We start from the raw sequence: 20,996 nt of genomic DNA, 5'->3' as shown, positions 1-20,996 counted from the left end.
GCCCGCCGGTCACCGCGCCCCCTCCGCCGCCTCAGCCGCCGCGGCCGTCGCCGCCGCTGTCGCCGTAGGCCCCTCGCGGCAGATCAGCAGCAGTGCCCGGTCGTCGTTGACGTCCTTGGCGACGGCCTCGATGAGGTGCCAGGCGGCGCCGTGGAAGCCGCCGGTGACGTAGCGGTCGGCCTCGCCGGTGAGGCGGTCGATGCCCTCGACGATGTCGCGGTCGGAGGTTTCCACCAGACCGTCCGTGAACAGCATCAACACGTCGCCGGGGCGGAGTGACCCCTTCACGGGGTCGAACTGCGCGCCCTCGTACACACCCAGCAGCGGTCCCTCGGCCGCCTTCTCCTCCCAGCGGCCGCTGCCCGCGCTGAGCTGGAGGCCAGGGGGATGGCCCGCGGAGTACAGCTCGTAGTCGCCGGAGTCGAGGTCCAGGACCAGGTGGATGGAGGTCGCGAAGCCCTCCTCCCAGTCCTGGCGGAGCAGATAGCCGTTGGCGGCGGGCAGGAAGGCGTGCGGGGGCAGGCTGCCGAGGAGGCCGCCGAACGCGCCGGACAGCAGCAGCGCGCGGGAGCCCGCGTCCATGCCCTTGCCGGAGACGTCGGTGAGGACGACCTCCAGGGTGCGCCCGCCGTTCGTGCGGGCCGCGACGACGAAGTCACCGGAGAACGACTGACCGCCCGCGGGCCGCAGCGCCATCTCGCGGTGCCAGCCCTGCGGCAGCCCGGGCAGCTTGCTCTGCACCCGGATGCGTTCGCGCAGGTCGAACAGCATGGTGCCGCCGCGCCGCCAGGGCACGCCGACCCGGCTGCGGAACTGTGCGATCAGCAGCCCGGTGAAGCCGCAGGCGGCCACCACCAGCACCACACCGGGCGTCACCCGCGACGGGCCCTCGGTGTACGGGCCGAGCTGTATCGACTCCACGATCAGCGCCGTGGCCGCCGCCGCGTACAGGCCGAGCAGGCTGGCCGGGCGCAGCAGCAGCCCGCCCGCGACGATCGGCAGCACCAGCGCGGCCGGTGAGCACCACACCGAGTTGGCCATCGTGCCGACGGCGATCAGCGGGATGGTGAGCAGCAGCCCGGCCAGCGCGATCCAGTCGGAGCCGTCCCCGCGGAAGTAGTCGACGGCGCTTCGGCGCACGCCGACGCGGGCCCGGTGCCACTTCATCTTCAACCGGGCCGGGAACGTCTCGGCCGCCGCGCGCCGCTCTCGTCCTGCTGCCATTAGTTCGGGACCCTATCCATCGGACCAGCCGCTTGGCACGGGAGGTCCCACTTGTCCCCCGTCCGGGGCTCGACTTCACAGTGAACGTCAGGGAACCTCAGTGAACTTCACGGAGAGCCGTCGTGTCGTCACCCGGGAGAAATCCCCTCGCTCGTCCCCGCGACGCACTGGTAGGCATGGGTGCATGGCACCTGACTTCGCGACACCCTCCGGGATCGAGCTGCGGACCCTGCGCACCGACGAATGGGACATCTGGTACGACAACCTGGTCCGCGCCTTCGGTGGTGTCCCGGAGTCCGCGGAGGAGCGTGAGCTGTGGCGGGCCATCACCCAGTTCGACCGTTCCCTGAGCGCCTGGGACGGCGACCTGTGCGTGGGCTCGGCGAGCGCCTTCCGGTTCCGGCTGACGGTGCCGGGCGGTGCCGTGGTGCCCGCGGCGGGTGTGACGATGGTGAGCGTCGCCGGTACGCACCGCCGACGCGGTGTCCTTACGTCGATGATGCGGCGCCAGTTGGACGACGTCCGCTCCTGGGGCGAGCCACTGGCCGTACTGACCGCGTCCGAGCCCGCGATCTACGGCCGCTTCGGCTACGCCGCCGGCACCTTCTCGCTGAGCGCCGAGATCGACACCGCCCAGGTGCGGCTGTCCGTGCCGCCCGGCACCGATGACGTACGGCTGCGGTACGCGCCGCCCGGCGAGGTGCTCGACGCCTGCGAGGCGGTGTACGGGCGCCTGGTGCCGGGGCGGGCCGGGATGCTGGCCCGGCAGCCGCACTGGGAGCGGCTCGGGCTGCTCGACCCGGAGAGCGAGCGGGACGGGGGGTCGCCGCTGCAGTGCGTGGTGGCGGAGCGGGACGGCGAGGTCACCGGGTACGCGCGCTTCCGGGTCCGGCCGGGCTGGGGCGTGTCCGGGCACAACGGCACGGTGGTGCTGTCGGAGCTGGCCGGGCTCGATCCGGCGACGCAGGCGGCGTTGTGGCGGTTCCTGTTCGACCTCGATCTGACGACCTCGCTGGTGGCGCGGGGCCGCCCGGTCGACGAGGCGTGGCAGTACCAGGTGTCCGACATCCGGCGGTGCCAGCCGCGGCTGCGGGACGCCTTGTACGTGCGGCTGGTGGACGTCGGCGCGGCGCTGGAGGCGCGCACCTACCAGGCGCCGGTGGACGTGGTGTTCGAGGTCGAGGACGACTTCTGCCCCTGGAACGCGGGGCGTTGGCGGCTGACCGGTGACGCCAAGGGCGCGTCCTGCGTCCGTACGACCGAACCGGCCGATCTCGCCCTCTCGGTGCGGGAGTTGGGCGCGGCCTACCTCGGCGGCGTGAGCCTGGCCGCGCTCGCGGGGGCCGGTCGGGTGCGGGAGCCGCGGCAGGGGGCGCTGGCGGAGGCGGCGGTGGCGTTCGGGTCGGCGCAGGCGCCTTGGCTGCCGCACGGCTTCTGACCGTCGTAGCAGGTCAGGCCCCCTGGCACCCCGGGCACCAGAACAGGTTGCGGGCGGCGAGGTCGGCGGTGCGGATCTCGTCGCCACAGATGTGGCAGGGCTGGGTGGCCCGGCGGTACACGTAGACCTCGCCGCCGTGGTCGTCGACGCGGGGCGGACGGCCCATCGCCTGCGGGGTGTGCTCGGGGCGGACGGTGTCGATGCGGTTGTTGCGGACGCCCTCGCGCATCAGCTCGACCAGGTCCGCCCAGACGGCGTCCCATACGGCGGGGCCGATGTCGCGGCCCGCGCGGTAGGGGTCGATGCCGTGCCGGAAGAGGACCTCGGCGCGGTAGACGTTGCCGACGCCCGCGATGACCTTCTGGTCCATCAGCAGGGCGGCGATCGTCGTGCGGCTGCGGCGGATCCGGGCGTAGGCGAGGGCCGGGTCGGCGTCCGGGCGCAGCGGGTCGGGGCCGAGGCGGGCGTGGATCGCGTCCTTCTCGGCGTCGGTGATCAGGGCACAGGTGGTGGGGCCGCGCAGATCGACGTGGGACAGGGTGTCCGCGAGGCGCAGGCGGACGGTGTCCGTCGGTGGGGGCGCGGGGGCCGGGCCGAAGGTGACCTTGCCGAACAGTCCGAGGTGGATGTGGACCCAGGACTCGGCGAAGCCCAGGAAGAGGTGCTTGCCGTGGGCTTCGGTGCCGGTCAGCGGTGAGCCGTCGAGCAGGGCGGCGGCGTCGGAGAACTTGCCCTGGGGGCTGGTGACCCGGACCGGGCCGCCGGTGGCGAACCGGGCGGCGTAGTCCTGGGCCAGCCGGTGGATGGTGTGCCCCTCAGGCACGGTCGTTCCCCTCCTCGCTGCCCGTCCCCCGCTCCTGCTCGCCGCCGCTTACCGCTGCGGGTGGTGCGGCGGGATCGGCGGGAGGTCGCCGGTGGTCTCGTACGTGGCGAGCATGTCGATCCGGCGGGCATGGCGCTCGTCGCCCGAGAACGGGGTGGCAAGGAACGTCTCGACGAACTTCGTCGCCTCGTCCTGGGTGTGCATCCGGGCGCCGACCGCGACGACGTTGGCGTTGTTGTGCTGGCGGCCCAGCGCCGCCGTCTCCTCGCTCCAGGCCAGGGCCGCGCGGACGCCCTTGACCTTGTTGGCGGCGATCTGCTCGCCGTTGCCGGAGCCGCCGATCACGATGCCGAGGGCGTCGCCGTCGGCGGCGGTGCGCTCGGCGGCGCGCAGGCAGAAGGGCGGGTAGTCGTCCTGGGCGTCGTAGAGGTGCGGTCCGCAGTCGACGGGCTCGTGGCCTGCCGCCTCGAGCCATTCGACGAGGTGGTTCTTGAGTTCGTAGCCCGCATGGTCGGAGCCGAGATACACGCGCATGGCAACGAGTGTGACACGGGTGTTTCCGCGCGGCAGCGTCGGGGCTCACAGGACCGTGAAGCCCTCCCTGACCTCCGCATAGAGCGGAACTGCCTGCTCCGCGACGTGCGGCTGGTACCAGGTGTTGATCTGGTACGACTTCCCCTTCGTGTCGAAGCCCAGCAGCCGGGCGTGCCAGGGGACGCCCTCGAGGGTGAAGGTGTACTCCCAGACGACGGCGGGGTGGCCGCGGAAGGTCGTCTCCTCCAGGCGGATCTTGCGGTACTCCTCGCCCTGGTGGGCGTTCCGCTCCGAGGTCCGCCAGGTGTCGATCAGCTCGCCGCGGGCGAGGGAGGACTTGGCGACGAGTTCCTGGGTGCCGTCCGGGGAGGTGTAGTGGACCTCCGCGCCGGTCTTCACGTTCCGCTGCCAGTCTTCGGGGGGCGCCCAGGCGAAGCCGCCCGCCTCCTCGCGGGTGCCGGGCGGCAGGCTCGGCGGGCGGGAGGTGCCCTCGACGGTGGGGGTGGCGGAGGCCCGGGGCCGGTCGGCGCCGGATCCTGACAGGTGGCCGCCGGGGGTGCCGGAGGTCGCGGTGAGGACGACGGCGGTGACGGCACCGGCCACCGCCAGGGCGGCGGCGGTCAGTACGGCCGTACGGCGGTGGCGGGGAGGGGCCGCCGGGCGGGGCGGGCCGGGGAGTTCGCCCGCGGGCGCCGGGGGTGGCGGCTCCGGCCGGACCGGCGTCGGCTCGGCGAGCACCGTCGGTGTCCGGGCCGGGAACGCCACCGGGTGCAGCGCCGCCTCCACCTCTTCCAGGCTCGGCCGGGCGGCGGGGTCCTTCGCCAGCAGGGCGGCGAGCAGGGCGTGCAGGGGGCCCGCGGCGGCCGGGAGGTCGGGCTCGTCGTGCAGGACGGCGTGCAGGGTGGCCAGGGTGGTGTCGCGGCAGAACGGGGAGCGCCCCGCGAGGGCGGCGCACAGGGTCGCGCCCACCGACCAGACGTCGGACGGCGGCCCTTGGGGGCGGCCGGTGACGCGTTCGGGGGCCATGTAGTCGGGGGAGCCGACCAGCATGCCGACCATGGTGAGGGCCTTGGCGTCCTGGATGGCGGCGATGCCGAAGTCCGTGAGCACGGTCCGCGGCCCGCGCGGCCCGGACGACCCGGAGCCCTCCGACGGGCCGCGCTGACCGCCGTACTCGATCAGGACGTTGCCCGGTTTGATGTCCCGGTGCAGGACGCCCACGGCGTGCACCTCGTGCAGGGCGGCGACCAGGCCGAGGCCCGTGCGGGCGGTCTCGGCCGGGGTGAGGGGGCCGTCCTCGGCCATGATCCGCTCCAGGGAGCGGCCACGGACCAGTTCCATGACGATCCACAGGCGTTCGCCCTCGTCGACGACGTCGTACACGCGCACGACGTTGGGATGGTCGATGCGGGCGGTGGCCCTGGCCTCGCGCAGGGCGCGTTCGCGACGGGTGCGCTCGTCCTCCGTGTCGAGCCCGTCTATGCGCATTTCCTTCACGGCGACCGGCCGGTCCAGTATTTCGTCGGCGGCTCGCCACACCCGCCCCATTCCTCCCTGGCCGATGCTTTCGACCAACCGATAGCGCCCGGTCACCAGTAGCCCTGGAACACCGCCGCTCCTCGCGTTTCCCGCCAATCCACTGCACCCCCTCCGCGCCCCCGGGACACCCTGAAAGACCCCGACGGAAACACAATGGTCACACTTCGGACGGCCCCAGCATAGTGCGGAGAAATCTTGTGGTACCTCTTCAAGTGCTGCGAATTCAGGCGCAGTCGAGGGGGACGAACAGGGGGCGAACATGAGTTCTCGTCGCGCGACGACGACCATCACGGGATCGCTGGTCACGGCAGCTTTCTCGACCGTGATGATCCTCTCCGCCACTGCCAGCGCGGAGGACACGGGACCGGCCAGCGACAAAGGGGGAAAGGCCGTCGACCAGGCTCCGGCGGGGGTGGAACTGACCACCACACTGCCGGAGAAGATCTCGGTCGACAACAGTTCGAAAAAGACGGCGATCACCGCCACGGTGAAGAACGAAGGGACCAAGGAAAGCGGCGAGATCAACCTTTTGGTGGTCGGTTTCGACGGCCTCAGGGTCAATAGTGTCAAGGGTTGTTCGGCGATCGCCGAAAAGGACCTTCCGGAGGGATCGAACAGCGGTTTCAGCTGTGCCGTGGACAATCTGGCGGCCGGGGCTTCCGCCTCGTACGACGTCGACGCGACCTACGACCTGTCCAAGGCCGGAAGGATCTGCCTGCCCGTCCAGAACGCCGACGGGAGCAAGACCTTCTGGCAGCAGGGCCCGGTCCCGTTCGGCACGGCCAACCCGTCCCCGAACGCCCCGGCCACCCCGTTGCTCCTCGGCACCGACAACCAGCCGGCGGCCCCGGGCGGCGACAAGAAGGCGCCGGGCGGCGCGGAGGAACTGCCGAAGACCGGGTTCGAGCGGGAGGTACTGCCCCTGGGAGCGACCGGCGCGGCACTGCTGGCGGCGGGCGCGGCCGGACTGTGGTGGTCGCGGAGGCGGCCGGTGGACCAGTAAGGGGGAATGACGGAGGGCCGGGTGCTGGCGTCAGCGCCCGGCCCTCCGTCCACCCCGCGCGCGTCAGCGCTTGTTGACGAACTTCCAGGCCGTCGGCAGCGCACCCATGGCCAGCGCCGCCTTCAGGGCGTCGCCGAGCAGGAACGGCGTGAGGCCCGCGGCGATGGCGGCGGAGGCGGACATGCCGGTGGCGAGGGCCAGGTAGGGCACACCGACGGCGTAGATGACCGCCTCGCCGAGCAGCATCGCCCCGGCCATGCGCAGCATGGAGCGGTCGGCGCCACGGCGGGCGAGGGCGCCGACGACGGTGGCCGCCAGGATCATGCCGAGGACGTAGCCGAAGGACGGCGCGGCGGCGCCGGAGCCCCCCTCCGCGAACCACGGCACGCCCGCCATGCCCACCAGCGCGTACAGCGCGAGGGAGAGGAAGCCGCGCCCCGCGCCGAGGGCGGTGCCGACGAGCAGCGCGGCGAAGGTCTGGCCGGTCACCGGCACCGGGGAGCCGGGCACGGGCACCGCGATCTGGGCCGCGAGACCGGTGAGCGCGGCGCCACCGGCGACCAGCGCGATGTCGCGGACGCGGGAGGCCGGGAGGAGGTCGGCGAGGACCTGTCCGGCTCGGGCAGGGACGGCAGCGGCAGCGGTGCTCATGGGGACTCCGCGGAGGTGAGGTGAGGGACACTCGGGACATCGCGACGCTATCCCAGCGCCCTCGCGCCGATCACCATCAGCGCTCGACAAAGGCTGGAACGGCGACTTGGTGCGCTCCACACAAAGAACGCCGGTGACAACGGCTGGGACGTGACGCCGGTCACTGAGGTCGGGATGGATGGCTCACGTTCCGGCACACTGAGGGCACTGTAGGACTCCGACAAAGCCGTCGGAGTGACCAGCGTCCTACCGTCCGTCGTGCAAACGTCCGTATCCTGGGCCATCCCTGTCTACGTGGCTGTCTGCCACCGACACTGTGGACGTTTTTGCTATCGCACCGACTCACGTACTGGACGAGCCGCGCATGTCCCGCACCACCTCCGCCCAGGCTCCCACCGAGTCTCTCCCCGAGGCGGACTCCTCCCTCTCCCACGGCCTGAAGCAGCGCCATCTGTCGATGATCGCCCTCGGTGGCGTCATCGGCGCCGGGCTGTTCGTCGGCTCCGGCGCGGGTATCGCCGCCGCCGGTCCGTCGATCGTCGTCGCCTACGCCCTCTCCGGCCTCCTCGTGATGCTGGTGATGCGGATGCTGGGCGAGATGTCGGCGGCGTATCCGTCGTCGGGCTCCTTCTCCGCGCACGCCGAGCGGGCGATCGGCCCCTGGGCGGGCTTCACGGCGGGCTGGTCGTTCTGGGTGCTGCTGTGCACGGCGGTCGGCCTGGAGGGCATCGGCGCCGCGAAGATCGTCAGCGGCTGGCTGCCGGGCACGCCCGAGTGGGCCTGGGTGGCCCTGTTCATGCTGGTGTTCTGCGGCACGAACCTGGCCGCCGTGAAGAACTTCGGCGAGTTCGAGTTCTGGTTCGCGGCGCTGAAGGTCGGCGCGATCACCCTGTTCCTCGCCCTCGGCGGCCTGGCCGTCGCGGGTGTGCTGCCCGGCACCGACTCCCCCGGCGCGAGCAACCTCACCGACTTCCTGCCCCACGGCAGCGAGGGCCTGGTCATCGGACTGCTCGCCTCCGTGTTCGCCTACGGCGGCCTGGAGACGGTCACCATCGCGGCGGCCGAGTCGGAGAACCCGGTCAAGGGCGTCGCCAGCGCCGTCCGCACGGCGATGTGGCGCATCGCGCTGTTCTACATCGGCTCGATGGCGGTCGTCGTCACCCTGGTCCCCTGGGACTCCGCGGCGGTCGTGGAGAAGGGCCCGTACGTCGCCGCCCTGGACCACATCGGCATCCCCGGCGCCGGTCAGCTGATGAACGTGGTCGTGCTGGTCGCCCTGCTGAGCGCGATGAACGCCAACATCTACGGCGCCTCCCGCATCGGCTACTCGCTGGTCCAGCGCGACCAGGGCCCGAAGTTCCTCGGCCGGGTCTCCGGCGGGGTGCCCCGCGTCGCCGTCCTCGCCTCCTCCGTCTTCGGGTTCGGCTGTGTCGTGCTGAGCTACTGGCGGCCGGACGACGTCTTCGCCTGGCTGCTGAACATGATCGGCGCGGTGATCCTGGTCGTCTGGATCTTCATCGCCGTGTCCCAGCTGCGGCTGCGCCGCCGACTGGAGCGGGAGACGCCCGGGAAGCTGACGGTGCGGATGTGGGCGTTCCCGGTGCTGACCTGGGTGGCGCTGGCCGGAATGGCGGCGATCTTCGTCCTGATGGCCCGGGAGCCCGACACGCGGGTGCAGCTGTACTCGACGGGCGCGATGACGCTGGTGCTGGCCGCGATCGGCTACGCCTGGCAGCGGAAGCGGGCGGTCACGGCCTGACCGCCGCCCCTGACTCGAAGGCCCCCACGCCGACACGGCGAGGGGGCCTTCTCCTTGCCCCTCGCCCGCTTATTGTTGCTAGCCTGCACTTGCAAGCTCGTTGCAATAAGAGGTCGGAGGGGACCCCGCATGCCCGTCTACACGCTGCCTGACCTGCCGTACGACTACTCCGCGCTCGCGCCCGTCATCAGCCCCGAGATCATCGAGCTGCACCACGACAAGCACCACGCGGCCTATGTGAAGGGCGCCAACGACACGCTGGAGCAGCTTGCCGAGGCACGGGACACGGAGCGGTGGGGCGCGATCAACGGCCTGCAGAAGAACCTCGCCTTCCACCTCTCCGGCCACATCCTGCACTCCCTCTACTGGCAGAACATGACCGGCCCGAAGGAGGGCGGCGGGGAGCCGCTGGCCCAGGACGGCGTGGCGGAGCTGGCCGACGCGATCACCGAGTCCTTCGGCTCGTTCGCGGCGTTCAAGACCCAGCTGTCCCGGGCCGCCGCGACCACCCAGGGCTCCGGCTGGGGCGTCCTCGCCCATGAGCCGCTCAGCGGCCGACTGATCGTCGAGCAGGTCTACGACCACCAGGGCAACGTCGGCCAGGGCGCGACCCCGATCCTGGTCTTCGACGCCTGGGAGCACGCCTTCTACCTCCAGTACCGCAACCAGAAGGTCGACTTCATCGAGGCGATGTGGCAGGTCGTCAACTGGCAGGACGTGGCCCGGCGGTACGCCGCCGCCACGTCCCGTACGGACGTGCTGCTGCTCGCGCCCTGAGTCCCGTACCGAGTCGTCCTGCCTCGTGAGCGTCTTCTCACCCTTCACGCACGGCAGGCGGAAAGAAGGGGCGGCCCCGCGAGGACGTGACTCGCGGGGCCGCCCCCGTTCAGGCGCAGGGCACGTTCAGGGAGAGCAGCCCGGCCGTGCCGCCGTCCATGACCAGCTCGCTGACCGCGCCGTTGCGCAGGACGGGGAAGACCCGGCGGTACTCGCGCAACGGGATCGACAGCAGCGAGCACAGCGCCAGCCGCAGCAGGCTGTTATGGGAGACCACCAGAACGCGCGCGCCCGGATGCGCGCCGGTGATCCGCTGCAACGCCTCCGCGCCCCGCACCGCGGCGGCCCGTGGATCCTCGGCCGCGGGGAAGGCGTGCGCCACCGGATCGACCCGGTAGGCCGCCGCCCGCTCCGGCTGCTCCGCCGCGAACTCGGCGAACGTACGGCCCTCCGCCACCCCGAAGTCGCACTCCCGCAGCCCGGCGTCCGGATGCGCGGCGACGCCGAGCGCCCGGCAGGCGGGCCCCGCCGTCTCGACGGCCCGGACCAGCGGGGACGTCCACACCGCGGCCACCCGATGGGCGACCGCCCACCGCCCGAGCGCCTCCGCCTGGGCGCGCCCGGTGTCGGTGAGCGGGATGTCGCTCACCCCGGCATAGCGGTTCTCGGCGTGCCAGACGGACTGCCCGTGCCGGGCCAGCAGGAGGGTCGTACTCATGGCTCCGCAGTATCGGGGCTACGACGGCACGGGCGGCGGCGCCGCGACCTACGGCCTACGGGTTGCTGAAGTCACGGCGTACGGGTTGCTGAAGTCACGGCCTACAGGTTGCTGAAGTCCGGCCCCTTGGTCCGGGTCCGCTTGATCTCGTAGAAGCCCGGGATCGAGGCGACCGCCAGCGTGCCGTCCCAGAGGCGGGCGGCGGCCTCGCCCTTGGGGGCCGGGGTGACGACGGGGCCGAAGAAGGCCAGTTGCTCGCCGTCGGCGCCGGGGACGGCGATGACCGGGGTGCCGACCTCCTGACCGACCTTCTCTATGCCCTCGTTGTGGGAGGCGCGCAGTGCGGCCTCGTAAGGGGTGTCGTCCCAGTGGTCCAGGAGGGACTCGGGCAGGCCGACGTCCTTGAGGGCGGCGGCGACCGTCTCCTTGCCCGGACCCTCCTCCTTGTTGTGGATACGGGTGCCGAGCGCCGTGTAGAGGTCGCCGAGCACCTCGGAACCGTGCTCCTGCTGGGCCGCGATGACGACCCGGACGGGACCCCACGCCTGGGTGGTGAGCATCTCGCGGTAGTCCTCGGGAAGCTCGTCGAGCTTGTCCTCGTTGAGGACGCCCAGGCTCATCAGGTGCCAGCGCACCTCGATGTCACGGAGCTTCTCCACCTCCAGCACCCAGCGGGACGTCATCCACGCCCACGGGCACAGCGGGTCGAACCAGAAGTCGACGGGGGTTTTGTCCGACATGTCTCTCCTCGCGGGGGAACGGGTGCTCAAACGTCCTCCCCGGCAACACCGCACGTCGTCGCCGCCATTCCCGGCTGACCGGCGTCCGCCGCGCATGGCAGGATCGACGCTGTCCGCATGCTGAACACCACGTGAGGGAGTACCGTCCGTGCCCGGTGAGAATCTGTCCCGCGACGAGGCCCGGGAGCGGGCCGCACTGCTGTCCGTCGACGGGTACGAGGTGTCCCTCGACGTGCGCTCGGCGGTCGGCGACCACGACGGCGACGGTCCCCGGACCTTCCGCTCCGTCACCACCGTCCGCTTCCGCTGCGCCGAACCGGGCGCGTCGAGCTTCGCGGACCTGATCGCGCCGAGCGTCACCGCCGTCTCCCTCAACGGCCGCGACCTCGACCCCAACGGGGTCTTCGACGGCTCCCGGATCCTCCTGGAGGACCTCGCCGCCGACAACGAACTGGTCGTCGACGCCCAGTGCGCCTACTCCCGCACCGGCGAGGGCCTGCACCGCTTCGTCGACCCCGAGGACGGCGAGGTCTACCTCTACACGCAGTACGAACCGGCCGACTCCCGCCGCGTCTTCGCGGGCTTCGAGCAGCCCGACCTCAAGGCCCCCTTCCGCTTCGAGGTGCGGGCGCCCGAGGAGTGGACGGTGTGGAGCAACGGCGCCGGACAGCGCGCGGACGGTACCTGGCGCTTCGCGGAGACCAAGCCCATCTCGACGTACATCACCTGCGTCGTCGCGGGCCCCTACCACTACGTCACCGACAGCTACGAGCGCGTGTTCGAGGACGGCACCCGTCTGGAGATCCCCCTCGGCGCGATGTGCCGCAAGGGCCTCGCCCCGCACTTCGACGCCGACGACGTGTTCCTGGTCACCAAGCAGGGCCTGGACTTCTTCCACGACCACTTCGACTACCCGTACCCCTTCGGGAAGTACGACCAGGCGTTCGTGCCCGAGTACAACCTCGGCGCCATGGAGAACCCCGGCATGGTCACCTTCCGCGAGGAGTACATCTTCCGCGGCAAGGTCACCCAGGCCTCCTACCAGGGCCGCGCCAACACCCTCCTCCACGAGATGGCGCACATGTGGTTCGGCGACCTCGTCACCATGGAGTGGTGGGACGACCTGTGGCTCAAGGAGTCCTTCGCCGACTTCATGGGCGCCTTCGCCAACGTCGGCGCGACCCGCTTCAAGGACGCCTGGATCACCTTCGCCAACCGCCGCAAGGCCTGGGCCTACCGCGCCGACCAGCTCCCCTCCACCCACCCCATCACCGCCGACATCCGCGACCTCCAGGACGCCAAGCTCAACTTCGACGGCATCACGTACGCCAAGGGCGCCTCCGTGCTCAAGCAGTTGGTGGCGTACGTCGGCCAGGACGCGTTCCTCGAGGGCGCCCGCCGCTACTTCAAGCGGCACGCGTACGGCAACACCCGCCTCGGCGACCTGCTGTCGGTGCTGGAGGAGACCAGCGGCCGGGACATGGCCGCGTGGGCGCGCTCCTGGCTCCAGACGGCGGGCGTCAACTCCCTCACCCCGCAGGTGCTGCTGGCCGCGAACGGCCGCGTCGACGAACTCGCCGTGCTCCAGGAGGCGGCCGAGTCCCACCCGGAGCTGCGCCCGCACCGGGTGGCGGTGGGCCTGTACCGCGTCTCGGGCGGCACGCTGGAGCGGTACGCGCGGGCCGAGGTGGACGTCGACGGCCCGCGCACGATCGTCACCGCACTGGCGGGCGCCGATGCCCCGGACCTGGTCCTGGTCAACGACGACGACCTCACCTACTGCAAGACCCGCTTCGACGAGACCTCCCTCGCCACCCTGCGGGACCACCTGGGCTCGATGACCGACCCGCTCGCCCGCGCCCTGTGCTGGTCGGCGCTGTGGAACATGACGCGGGACGCGCTGCTTGCGGCCCGTGACTTCGTGGACCTGGTACTGCGCCACGCGGGCCGCGAGTCCGACATCGGCGTCCTGCAGATGCTGCACGCCTGGGCCAACTCGGCCCTGACGCACTACGCGGCACCTCAGTGGCGCTCCGTCGGAGGTCCCCTCCTCGCGGAGGGCGCCCTGCGCGAGCTGCGCCGGGCGGAGCCGGGCAGCGAACACCAGCTGGCATGGGCGCGCTTCTTCGCCTCGGCGGCCTCGACGGAGGCCGACTTCGGACTCCTGAAGGCCCTCCTGGACGGCACCGAGAAGATCGACGGCCTGGAGGTGGACCAGGAGCTGCGCTGGTCCTTCCTGGAACCGCTGACCGCGCACGGCGTCGCCGACGAGTCGACGCTGGCGGAGGAGTTGGCCCGCGACGACACCGCGTCCGGCAAGCGCCACCAGGTCCGCTGCCTCGCCGCCCGCCCCTCGGCGGCGGTCAAGGCACAGGCGTGGGCGCAGGTGGTGGAGTCCGACGCGCTGTCCAACGCGCTGGTGGAGGCGACGATCGCGGGCTTCGCCCAGCCGACGCAGCGGGAGCTGCTGACGCCGTACGCGGAGAAGTACTTCGCGGCGATCGAGCGCGTATGGACCGAGCGGTCGATCCAGATCGCCATGCACGTGGTCAGCGGCTTCTTCCCCGCCTTCCCCGAGGACGGGCAGGCGACGCTGGACGCGACGGACGCGTGGCTGTCGTCCCACGAGGACGCGGCGCCCGCACTCCGCCGACTGGTGCTGGAGGCACGGGACGACCTGGCGCGGGGGCTGCGCGGACAGGCGTGCGACGCGGAAGCCGGGTGAAGGCCGGTTACGAGGTTGACCTCTGGCCTGAACTTCGGCCTTCGGTGACCGTTACGAAATTCAGGCAGTAAGAGCCGTAACCCCTGGTCCACCCCCGAACGGACCAGGGGTTTTCGGCATCCGAACACCCGTCCTTTAGTACGGAGTTGTCCGCGTTCGCCGACGAGCGTGTAACAGCGGTTAAGGGCGGCACGGGGCCCGGGAACCTCCGCACCATGACCCACAACACCCCGCTCTCCCCCCGCCCCCTGCACGACCTGGCCGACGTCCGCCACCGCGTGGTGACGACGGCACAACTGCGAGCACGCGGCCTCTCGACCGCCGACCTGAACACGAAGTGCCGCCCGGGCGGCCCCTGGCAACAACTCCTCCCCGGCGTCCACCTCCTCCACCCCGGCCCGCCCACCAGCGAGGAGCGCCTGCACGCGGTCCTGCTGTACGCGGCCCGCGCGTCGGCGGCCGTCCCGACCCAACCGGGCCCGTCGGCCACCCCCCACCCTCCCTACCTCGACGCCATGATCACGGGCCTGGCGGCCCTCACCCTCCACGGCTTCGCCGCCACACCCCCCCTCACCTCCCTCGACCACGTCGACGTCCTGGTCCCCCGCCTGCGCCGACTGCGCACGACGGGCTGCGCCCGCGTCGTGCGCGCCTCCACCCTCCCCGCCCCCGAACTGGTCACCGGCCTCCCGGTCGCCCCCGTCCCCCGCGCCCTCGCCGACGCGGTGGCGGACCTGACGGACGCGAACGCCGTACGCCGCCTGCTCACGGAGGCGGTACGGGGCGGCCACTGCGACCCGGCCTCGGTGGTCCGCGAACTGACCCAGGCCAGGCTCCTGAGCCGCCCGCACGTGGTGGACGCGGTCGACTCCCTGCTGGCCGAGGGCCGGGCCATCGCCGAGGACCGCCTCTACGCCATGGTCAACGCGTACGGCCTCCCCGACCCCGTCTGGAACGTCGACCTCCGCCTCCCCGGCGGCCCCCACCTCGGCGGCCTCGACGCCTACTGGCCCGACCACGCCGTGGCGGTCGAGCTGGACACCCGCGCCCCGCGCCAGGACGAGGACGCGACGTGGTCGGAGTACGCCCGCAAGCGCGAGCACCTGGAGCGGCTCGGCATCACGGTCGTCCACATCACCCCCCGCAAGCTCCGGGACGCGATGGAGCAACAGGCGGCGGTGATCCGCACGGCCCTGATGGCGGCGGCGGACCGCGACCCGGCCGCGTACGTGGTGGTGCTGCCCCGGTAGTGACGGACCGGATCGGCACGACCAGGAGGGGAGCGGAGGGGCCGCGGGTGCGCATACTCACCGGCGGCCCCTCTTCGTGCCCTGGGTTTCAGGGGTTGCCGTGGCTTTCGGGGGCCGCCCGCTTCTTTGCCAGGGTCGTGCTTCCACGACCCGGCCTCAAGGGCGCTCCGCTATCGCTCCGCGTCGCCTTCGGCGATGGCCCTGCGGGCCACCCTTGACCCCGGCCCGCTCCAGCACGGGTAAGAAGCGAGCGGACGGCCCGGAAAGACGGGGGCCCAGGCCAGTTATCCCTTCGGGTGGGTTCCGGGTGGGCGTTGGCTGGGGGCGCGTCGGCGCCTCGCCAGCACGCCGGGTGGGCTTAGCGGCTATGGGTGGGTGGGTGGAGGGGCGCAGGAGTGGAGGGAGGGGTGGAGGGATGGACGTCCTCTGGTGTCACACCGGCCTCATGAGTGAGCCCCGAGAGGGTGAGTGGCGCCTTTGGCTCACAGCCTGCCTGACCTCCCTCCTGCCCCACAGGCCTGCGTCTTCCCTGGTCAGAAGCCTGTGGGTCAAACAGGCCAGTCATGCTCCGAGGCCCTGTCTCCTGGGGCCAGTGAGGCTGATGTGATACCAGAGGTCCTCCATCCCTCCGCCCCTCCACCCACCGGCCCGAAAGCCGCTAAACCCACCCGGCGTGCTGGCGAGGCGCCGACGCGCCCCATACCCCGGCCGACAGCTCAGCCCACCCAAGGGACCGACAGACCTGGGCCACCCATCCCTCCGGGCCGCCCGCTCGCTTCTCACCCGTGCTGGAGCGTGCCGGGGTCAAGGGTCGGCCGCAGGCCGATCGCCGAAGGCGACGCGACCGCAGGGAGCGCCCTTGAGGCCGGGCCGAGGAAGCACGACCCTGGCAAAGAAGCGGGCGGCCCCCACGGTCACTTGGGAACCGGCGGTTCGGCGGCCAACCGTGCCCGTACCGTCTTGCCGGCGTCCTGTCGCAGGAACCAGTCCAGTTCGGCGGCGATCTGCGATACGACCAGCAGGCCTCTACCGAACTCCGCGTCCTCGCCGGGTTCCTTGTCGACCGTGGGGAACGTCAGGATCGGGTCCGACACGTCGACGATCAAGTCCTCGCCCCCCTCCCCCGTTCGCAGGCCGAGGTGCAGTTCGTGGCCGGGGAGTCGTCCGTGCCGTACGGCGTTGGCGACCAGTTCGGAGGTGACCAGGACGGCGTCATCGATGTCGCCGGGCCACCGCCACATCGTGAGCCGACGGCGGGTGTGGAGGCGGGCGAGGCGGATGCTGCGGGGAGTCATGGGGTAGCCCATCGACCAGGCGTGCATGAGAGGGCCTTTCGGGGAGAGGGTGCCTGCTCAACCCCCGTGACGGGGCCCGGCATTCGACTTCAATCGAAAGTCGCCTGATTAATCAGTGCAGGGCGAAATGGACTATGCCCGGAGTTGCGCAATCGTCTGCGCGGAGCGCACACGCCCTGTCACACTCTGCACACGGCACAGGGAACACGGCACTGAAGCACGAAGGCGGTGCGCATGGCAGCGAAGCGTGGACGGACGGCTCAGCGACTCGAACTGGGCCTGCAACTGCGCCAGCTACGAGAGAACTGCGGGCTGGGCGACCGAGGAGGTGGGTTCACCCGCAGGCAGGCGGTGGTGGGACTGCGCATCTCCGAGGCGTCGTTGCAGCGGATCGAGTCGGGCAACCTCAACTTCCGCAATGTAGGGGATCTGCGGAAGCTGCTGGACAAGTACGGGGTGACCGACGAGACAGTGATCGAGTCGCTGATCAACCTCAATCGTGAGTCCGACCAACAGGACTGGCTGACCCAGTATCGAGGGCTCATGCCTGCGGGTATGCCAGGGTTCGTCGGGCTGGAGCCTGAGGCACGCGCGATGAAGGCGTACCACCCGACGCTGGTCTACGGCCTGCTCCAGAGCGAACGGTACGCACGTGCCCTGCACGAAGTGCAGAAGCCCATCGAGGAGTACACCTCGGAAAGCATCCGAAGTAGCGTGGAGCTACGAATGAAACGCCAGGAGGTCCTCACCCGCGACAACCCCGTCAAGCTGCACGTCATCCTCGGAGAAGCCGCCTTGCGATACCCGGTCGGCGGCGACGAAGTGATGCGCGAGCAGTCCGTGCGGATCGGGGAGATGTCGGCGTGGGACCACGTCACCGTCCAAGTGCTGCCATTCCGGCCGAGCTATCGCTCGATCAACGACTTCGCGATCCTGGACTTCGGGAGCGACCTGCCACCCCGGGTCCAGACGGACAGCGCTTGGGGGTCGGTCTCCACCTCCGACAAACCCCGTGAAGTCGACCGGTTCACTCGCCGATTCGATGCCATGGCAGCCTCCGCACTACCGCCTGATGACACCCCCGCTTTCCTACAACGACTACAAAGAGAGCTGTAGGTCATGCCCGTACACCTCGTCGGCCCCGCGCTCATCCCCGAAGACGCCTGGTTCAAGTCCTCGTACAGCGACGCCATGCAGAACTGCCTCGAAGCCGCCTGGTTCAAGTCCTCCTACAGTGACCCGGGTCAGAACTGTCTCAAGGCCGCCCCTCTTCCCCAGGCCATAGCCATAGCCATCCGCGACTCCAAATCCCCCACCACCCCCGCCCTCCTCCTCCCCACCCCGGCCTGGTCCGCCTTCATCGCGTACGTAGGCCAGGAGGAAAGGTAGGCCCGGCGGTGCTCAGCGGCCGTCGGTCGGGCAGAACTCCGCCTCCACAACGGCCGCGGTGTCCCCCGCCCAGTCCCCGTTGAAATTGACGGCAAGGGTGTGGCGGCCGTCGGGCGTGGTGACCGCGTCGGACAGGGAGCCGTAGATGCCGCCGGGGTGGCCCCAGACGTGGACCCCGCAGCTCAGCTCGCGGTCCATGATGCCGAGGCCGTAGGCGACGTTCGGGGTGGCGGTGCCGACGGGGACCGTGGCCTTCATGGCCTTCAGTTGGGCCGGGGGGAGCAGCTTGCCGCGCAGGAGGGCGGCGTAGAAGCGGTTGAGGTCGGCGGAGTCGGAGATCATCTCGCCCGCCGCCCCGGCGATGGAGGGGTGGAAGCGGGTGACGTCGTACGTGGGTCCGGTCGTCGTCTCCGCGAGCTTGCTGTAGGCGCGGGCGCTGGGGCGGGGCACGTCGACGCGGGTGCCGGGGACGGACGTGGCGGTGAGGTGGAGGGGGCGGATGATGCGGGCGTGGACCTCGTCGCCGTAGGGGCGGCCGGTGACGGCCTCGATGACCATTCCGGCGAGGAGGTAGTTGGTGTTGCTGTAGGTCCAGCCGCCGCCCGGGGTGAACTCGGGTTCGTGGCGCATGGCGACGGCGACCAGGTCCGACGGGGTGTGGGCGCGGTGGCGGTTCTCGCGGAAGCCGTCCGCCGTGAAGTGGGCGCGGAGGAAGTCGGGGTCGTTGGTGTAGTCGAAGAGGCCGCTGGTGTGGTTGAGGAGCTGGCGGAGGGTGATGGCGCGGCCGTCGTTGCCGTTGCCGTGGACGACGCCCGGTAGCCAGCGGTCCACCGGGTCGTCGAGGGAGAGGCGCCCCTCGGCCTCCAGTTGGAGGACGACCGTGGCCACGAAGGTCTTGGTGACGCTGCCGACGCGGTAGCGGTCGGCGGGGGTGCGCGGCTGGCCGGTGCGCAGATCGGCGACGCCCGCGGTGGTGGACCAGCGGCCGTGGGTGTCCCGGGCGGTCAGGGTGACGCCGGGGACGCCGTCCTTGACGGCGGCCCGCACCGCTTCGCGGGTGGCGTGGTGGTCGGCGGGGGCGGCGGTGGCCGTACCGGTCAGGGCGACGGCGAGCGCGGTGAGGGCCGCCGCCGTGAGGGTCGTGGATACCCGTGTCTGTGTCGTCATGTGCTGCGAGACCCGGTGGGTGGGGTGCGGGTTGCGAGGGTATCGGCCGGTTGGGTGAGCGTCAGCCCTTTCGCAGGAGCAGTTCGGTGTTGCGGTCGGTTCGGCCGCCCGCCTGGTCCGACAGACCACCCGCGCGGTTGAGGGACAGTTCACGATAGAGGGCGGCGAGACCGGTCTGTGACAGGTCGGCGAAGTCGGTGCGGTGCGGGGCGGCGGACTCGATGAGGGTGGTGTGCAGGGAGAGGGTGCCGTCCCTGTTGTCGGACAGCTCGATGACCCGGGCGAGCTGGGGGAAGTCGACGTGGGAGGCGGTGGATATCTCCCAGAAGGAGTGTCCGCCCGGTGTGGTGTGGGGCGTGATCGCGTTGCGGTGGATGTGGCCGTTGATCCAGGCGAGGACGTTGCGGTGGCGGCCGAGGGCGGCGAGGACCTCGTCGCCGTTGTGGCGGCGCTCGGTGGGGCGGGCCGGGTCGGGGCGGGTGTTGTCCATGGTCTTGCTGGTGTGGTGGCTGAAGACGATGGCGTAGGAGTCGGCGTTGTCGCGCAGGGTGCGCTCCAGCCAGCGGAGCTGGGCGGTGCCGAGGGAGCCTTGGTAGTGGCCGCCGGGGTCGGTGGTGTCGAGGCTGATGCCGATGACGTCGTCGGCGACGCGGAAGCTGTAGTACTGGGTGCGGGCCTCGGCGTTGGCGGTGGAGTAGCCGTGGCCGACCGGGCCCGGGCCGGTGTGCGCCGGGTCGAGGTGGGCCCGCACGTACTCCGCGGCGGTGAAGGGGGCGCGGCGCTCGTCCGGGGTGACGGGGCGCATCTCGCGGGCGTGGGCCTTGAGCAGGTCGCGGAACTGGACGCCCAGTGGGTCGGTGGCGGCCTTGAGGGCGGCTTGCAGCTTCTTCGCCTCGGTCGCGGGCAGGCTCATCAGCTTCCGCCCGCCGACGGCGAACTCCGCGAGGTACGGGTCGCCGTGGCCGTAGCAGCCCAGGGGCATGGCGTCGTGGTTGCCGACGGTCGAGTACCAGGGGAGGTTGAGGCCGGGGCTGCGGACCTCGCGGGTGGCGGCGGTGAGGAAGCCGTCCAGGTGCGGGAAGCCGGACTGCTTGTCGGCGTCGCGGACGGGTGAGTCGGGCTGCCAGTACTGCTTGATGCCGCTGTTCTGGACGCCTTCGTAGTGGCGGGGGTCGCCGGAGTCGGGGCGGACGCGGCCACCGCTCATGACGGTGAGGTACCACTCCAGCTCGGTCTTCGCGTTGTTGTCGGTGTTGTCGCCGGTGGTGATGGCGAAGTGGAGCGGCGCGCCGGTGGCGGGGGCGCCCCGCAGGCCGTTGATCCGCTCGACGAGGGAGACGGCGCCCTGCACGGTGAGCGCCTCCTGGGGCCGCCAGGCCCTGGGGTCGTGGGAACGCAGGAACTCCAGCCGCATCGGGTGCTGGGCGTCGATGATGTGCAGATCGCTGAGCTGTACGAAGGCGGCGAGGACGGTGCGCCGGTCCTCGCGGCCGGACTGGGGGGCGGCCAGCTCGCCGCGGACCACGCGCTGCCAGCCGGGGCCTTGCCCGAGGCGCCGGTAGCCGGAGTCGCCGCGCGGGGTGGCGACGGTGGTGAGGGTGGTGCCGCGGGTGTAGGGGGCGAGGGGTGCGACGGGTGCTTGGCGGGAGTTGGCGACCGGCGCCTCGGCGGCTGCCGCCGCCTCGCTCTCCGTCGGCCGCAGGGTGTAGCCGACCCCCGCGGACAGGGTCACGGCTGTGGCGGTGGCGAGGAGGGCACGGCGGTTGACGGCAGGTCCGTTGGCGACAGAGCGTAGGCGCGGCATGCGCGGTCCCCTCGAGTGCGAACGCGTCGGCAGTGGTCACGGACGACGCTCGCGATCGCGAACGGCCCGCTCGTACTGGATGCTTGGCACCGGGAGTGGCCTGCGCGTAAACAGCGCGGCAACGCGTGACGCCGATCGCTGTACGTGGATCTCGGGCAGG

General features: G+C 71.4%; 18 protein-coding genes. 8 read left to right on the top strand and 10 right to left on the bottom strand.

Annotation, left to right across the window (positions count from 1 at the left end):
• Positions 1-9 precede the first annotated feature (9 nt).
• Positions 10-1,224: a PP2C family protein-serine/threonine phosphatase gene (locus ACFVQG_RS13605; protein WP_383380923.1), complete on the bottom strand. Its 1,215-nt coding sequence runs from the start codon at positions 1,222-1,224 to the stop codon at positions 10-12.
• A 184-nt stretch (positions 1,225-1,408) separates the two neighbouring features.
• On the opposite strand from ACFVQG_RS13605, the gene ACFVQG_RS13600 reads away from it, so the two are divergent.
• A complete protein-coding gene (locus tag ACFVQG_RS13600) occupies positions 1,409-2,662 on the top strand; it encodes a GNAT family N-acetyltransferase (protein ID WP_383380920.1) in 1,254 nt (417 codons plus the stop codon).
• A 13-nt stretch (positions 2,663-2,675) separates the two neighbouring features.
• Here the strand turns inward: ACFVQG_RS13600 and ACFVQG_RS13595 are convergent, their stop codons facing one another.
• The 3 genes from ACFVQG_RS13595 to ACFVQG_RS13585 are packed head-to-tail and all read right to left on the bottom strand — an operon-like array spanning position 2,676 to position 5,612.
• Positions 2,676-3,485 carry an Fpg/Nei family DNA glycosylase gene (locus tag ACFVQG_RS13595; protein WP_383380917.1) on the bottom strand — a complete coding sequence of 270 codons (810 nt, stop codon included), beginning with the start codon at positions 3,483-3,485 and terminating at the stop codon, positions 2,676-2,678.
• 48 nt (positions 3,486-3,533) lie between these two features.
• A complete protein-coding gene (locus ACFVQG_RS13590) occupies positions 3,534-4,019 on the bottom strand; it encodes a ribose-5-phosphate isomerase (protein WP_383380914.1) in 486 nt (161 codons plus the stop codon).
• 45 nt (positions 4,020-4,064) lie between these two features.
• Positions 4,065-5,612 carry a serine/threonine-protein kinase gene (locus ACFVQG_RS13585; RefSeq protein WP_383380911.1) on the bottom strand — a complete coding sequence of 516 codons (1,548 nt, stop codon included), beginning with the start codon at positions 5,610-5,612 and terminating at the stop codon, positions 4,065-4,067.
• Positions 5,613-5,817: 205 nt separating this feature from the next.
• On the opposite strand from ACFVQG_RS13585, the gene ACFVQG_RS13580 reads away from it, so the two are divergent.
• Positions 5,818-6,561, top strand: a complete 744-nt coding sequence (locus ACFVQG_RS13580; RefSeq protein WP_383380909.1) for an LPXTG cell wall anchor domain-containing protein — start codon at positions 5,818-5,820, stop codon at positions 6,559-6,561.
• A gap of 63 nt (positions 6,562-6,624) precedes the next feature.
• Here the strand turns inward: ACFVQG_RS13580 and ACFVQG_RS13575 are convergent, their stop codons facing one another.
• The gene (locus ACFVQG_RS13575; RefSeq protein WP_383380906.1) at positions 6,625-7,212 is read right to left on the bottom strand and encodes a biotin transporter BioY; all 588 of its coding nucleotides are present in this window, start codon (positions 7,210-7,212) and stop codon (positions 6,625-6,627) included.
• Positions 7,213-7,576: 364 nt separating this feature from the next.
• On the opposite strand from ACFVQG_RS13575, the gene ACFVQG_RS13570 reads away from it, so the two are divergent.
• Positions 7,577-8,971 (top strand): amino acid permease, encoded by a 1,395-nt coding sequence (locus tag ACFVQG_RS13570; protein WP_383380903.1) that lies wholly within the window; start codon positions 7,577-7,579, stop codon positions 8,969-8,971.
• A gap of 129 nt (positions 8,972-9,100) precedes the next feature.
• A complete protein-coding gene (locus tag ACFVQG_RS13565) occupies positions 9,101-9,748 on the top strand; it encodes a superoxide dismutase (protein WP_383380900.1) in 648 nt (215 codons plus the stop codon).
• A 109-nt stretch (positions 9,749-9,857) separates the two neighbouring features.
• Here the strand turns inward: ACFVQG_RS13565 and ACFVQG_RS13560 are convergent, their stop codons facing one another.
• Positions 9,858-10,466, bottom strand: coding sequence for a histidine phosphatase family protein (locus tag ACFVQG_RS13560; protein WP_383380897.1), 609 nt, complete (start codon positions 10,464-10,466; stop codon positions 9,858-9,860).
• Positions 10,467-10,567: 101 nt separating this feature from the next.
• The gene (locus ACFVQG_RS13555; protein WP_383380895.1) at positions 10,568-11,206 is read right to left on the bottom strand and encodes a DsbA family protein; all 639 of its coding nucleotides are present in this window, start codon (positions 11,204-11,206) and stop codon (positions 10,568-10,570) included.
• 148 nt (positions 11,207-11,354) lie between these two features.
• Here ACFVQG_RS13555 and pepN point away from each other — a divergent pair, with 148 nt between their 5' ends.
• Together pepN and ACFVQG_RS13545 are read left to right on the top strand one after the other, a co-directional pair.
• Positions 11,355-13,931: an aminopeptidase N gene (gene pepN / locus ACFVQG_RS13550; protein ID WP_383380892.1), complete on the top strand. Its 2,577-nt coding sequence runs from the start codon at positions 11,355-11,357 to the stop codon at positions 13,929-13,931.
• 215 nt (positions 13,932-14,146) lie between these two features.
• Complete coding sequence (locus ACFVQG_RS13545) at positions 14,147-15,181, top strand: hypothetical protein (protein ID WP_383380890.1); 1,035 nt, start codon at positions 14,147-14,149, stop codon at positions 15,179-15,181.
• Positions 15,182-16,095: 914 nt separating this feature from the next.
• Here ACFVQG_RS13545 and ACFVQG_RS13540 read toward each other — a convergent pair.
• Complete coding sequence (locus ACFVQG_RS13540) at positions 16,096-16,476, bottom strand: ATP-binding protein (protein ID WP_383380887.1); 381 nt, start codon at positions 16,474-16,476, stop codon at positions 16,096-16,098.
• Between the two features lie 234 nt (positions 16,477-16,710).
• Between ACFVQG_RS13540 and ACFVQG_RS13535 the strand changes: the two genes are divergently transcribed.
• The gene (locus ACFVQG_RS13535; protein ID WP_383380884.1) at positions 16,711-17,592 is read left to right on the top strand and encodes a helix-turn-helix domain-containing protein; all 882 of its coding nucleotides are present in this window, start codon (positions 16,711-16,713) and stop codon (positions 17,590-17,592) included.
• Positions 17,593-17,595: 3 nt separating this feature from the next.
• Positions 17,596-17,865: a DUF397 domain-containing protein gene (locus ACFVQG_RS13530; RefSeq protein ID WP_383380882.1), complete on the top strand. Its 270-nt coding sequence runs from the start codon at positions 17,596-17,598 to the stop codon at positions 17,863-17,865.
• 12 nt (positions 17,866-17,877) lie between these two features.
• Here the strand turns inward: ACFVQG_RS13530 and ACFVQG_RS13525 are convergent, their stop codons facing one another.
• Both ACFVQG_RS13525 and ACFVQG_RS13520 read right to left on the bottom strand, forming a co-directional pair.
• A complete protein-coding gene (locus ACFVQG_RS13525) occupies positions 17,878-19,032 on the bottom strand; it encodes a serine hydrolase domain-containing protein (RefSeq protein WP_383380879.1) in 1,155 nt (384 codons plus the stop codon).
• Positions 19,033-19,093: 61 nt separating this feature from the next.
• The gene (locus tag ACFVQG_RS13520; RefSeq protein WP_383380878.1) at positions 19,094-20,836 is read right to left on the bottom strand and encodes a TIGR03767 family metallophosphoesterase; all 1,743 of its coding nucleotides are present in this window, start codon (positions 20,834-20,836) and stop codon (positions 19,094-19,096) included.
• Positions 20,837-20,996: the final 160 nt, after the last annotated feature.

The sequence above is a fragment of the Streptomyces sp. NPDC057877 genome (genome assembly GCF_042796855.1).
Taxonomy (GTDB): domain Bacteria; phylum Actinomycetota; class Actinomycetes; order Streptomycetales; family Streptomycetaceae; genus Streptomyces.
Note: the sequence above shows the minus strand (reverse complement) of the source record. Positions and strands in the feature narration are given on the sequence as shown.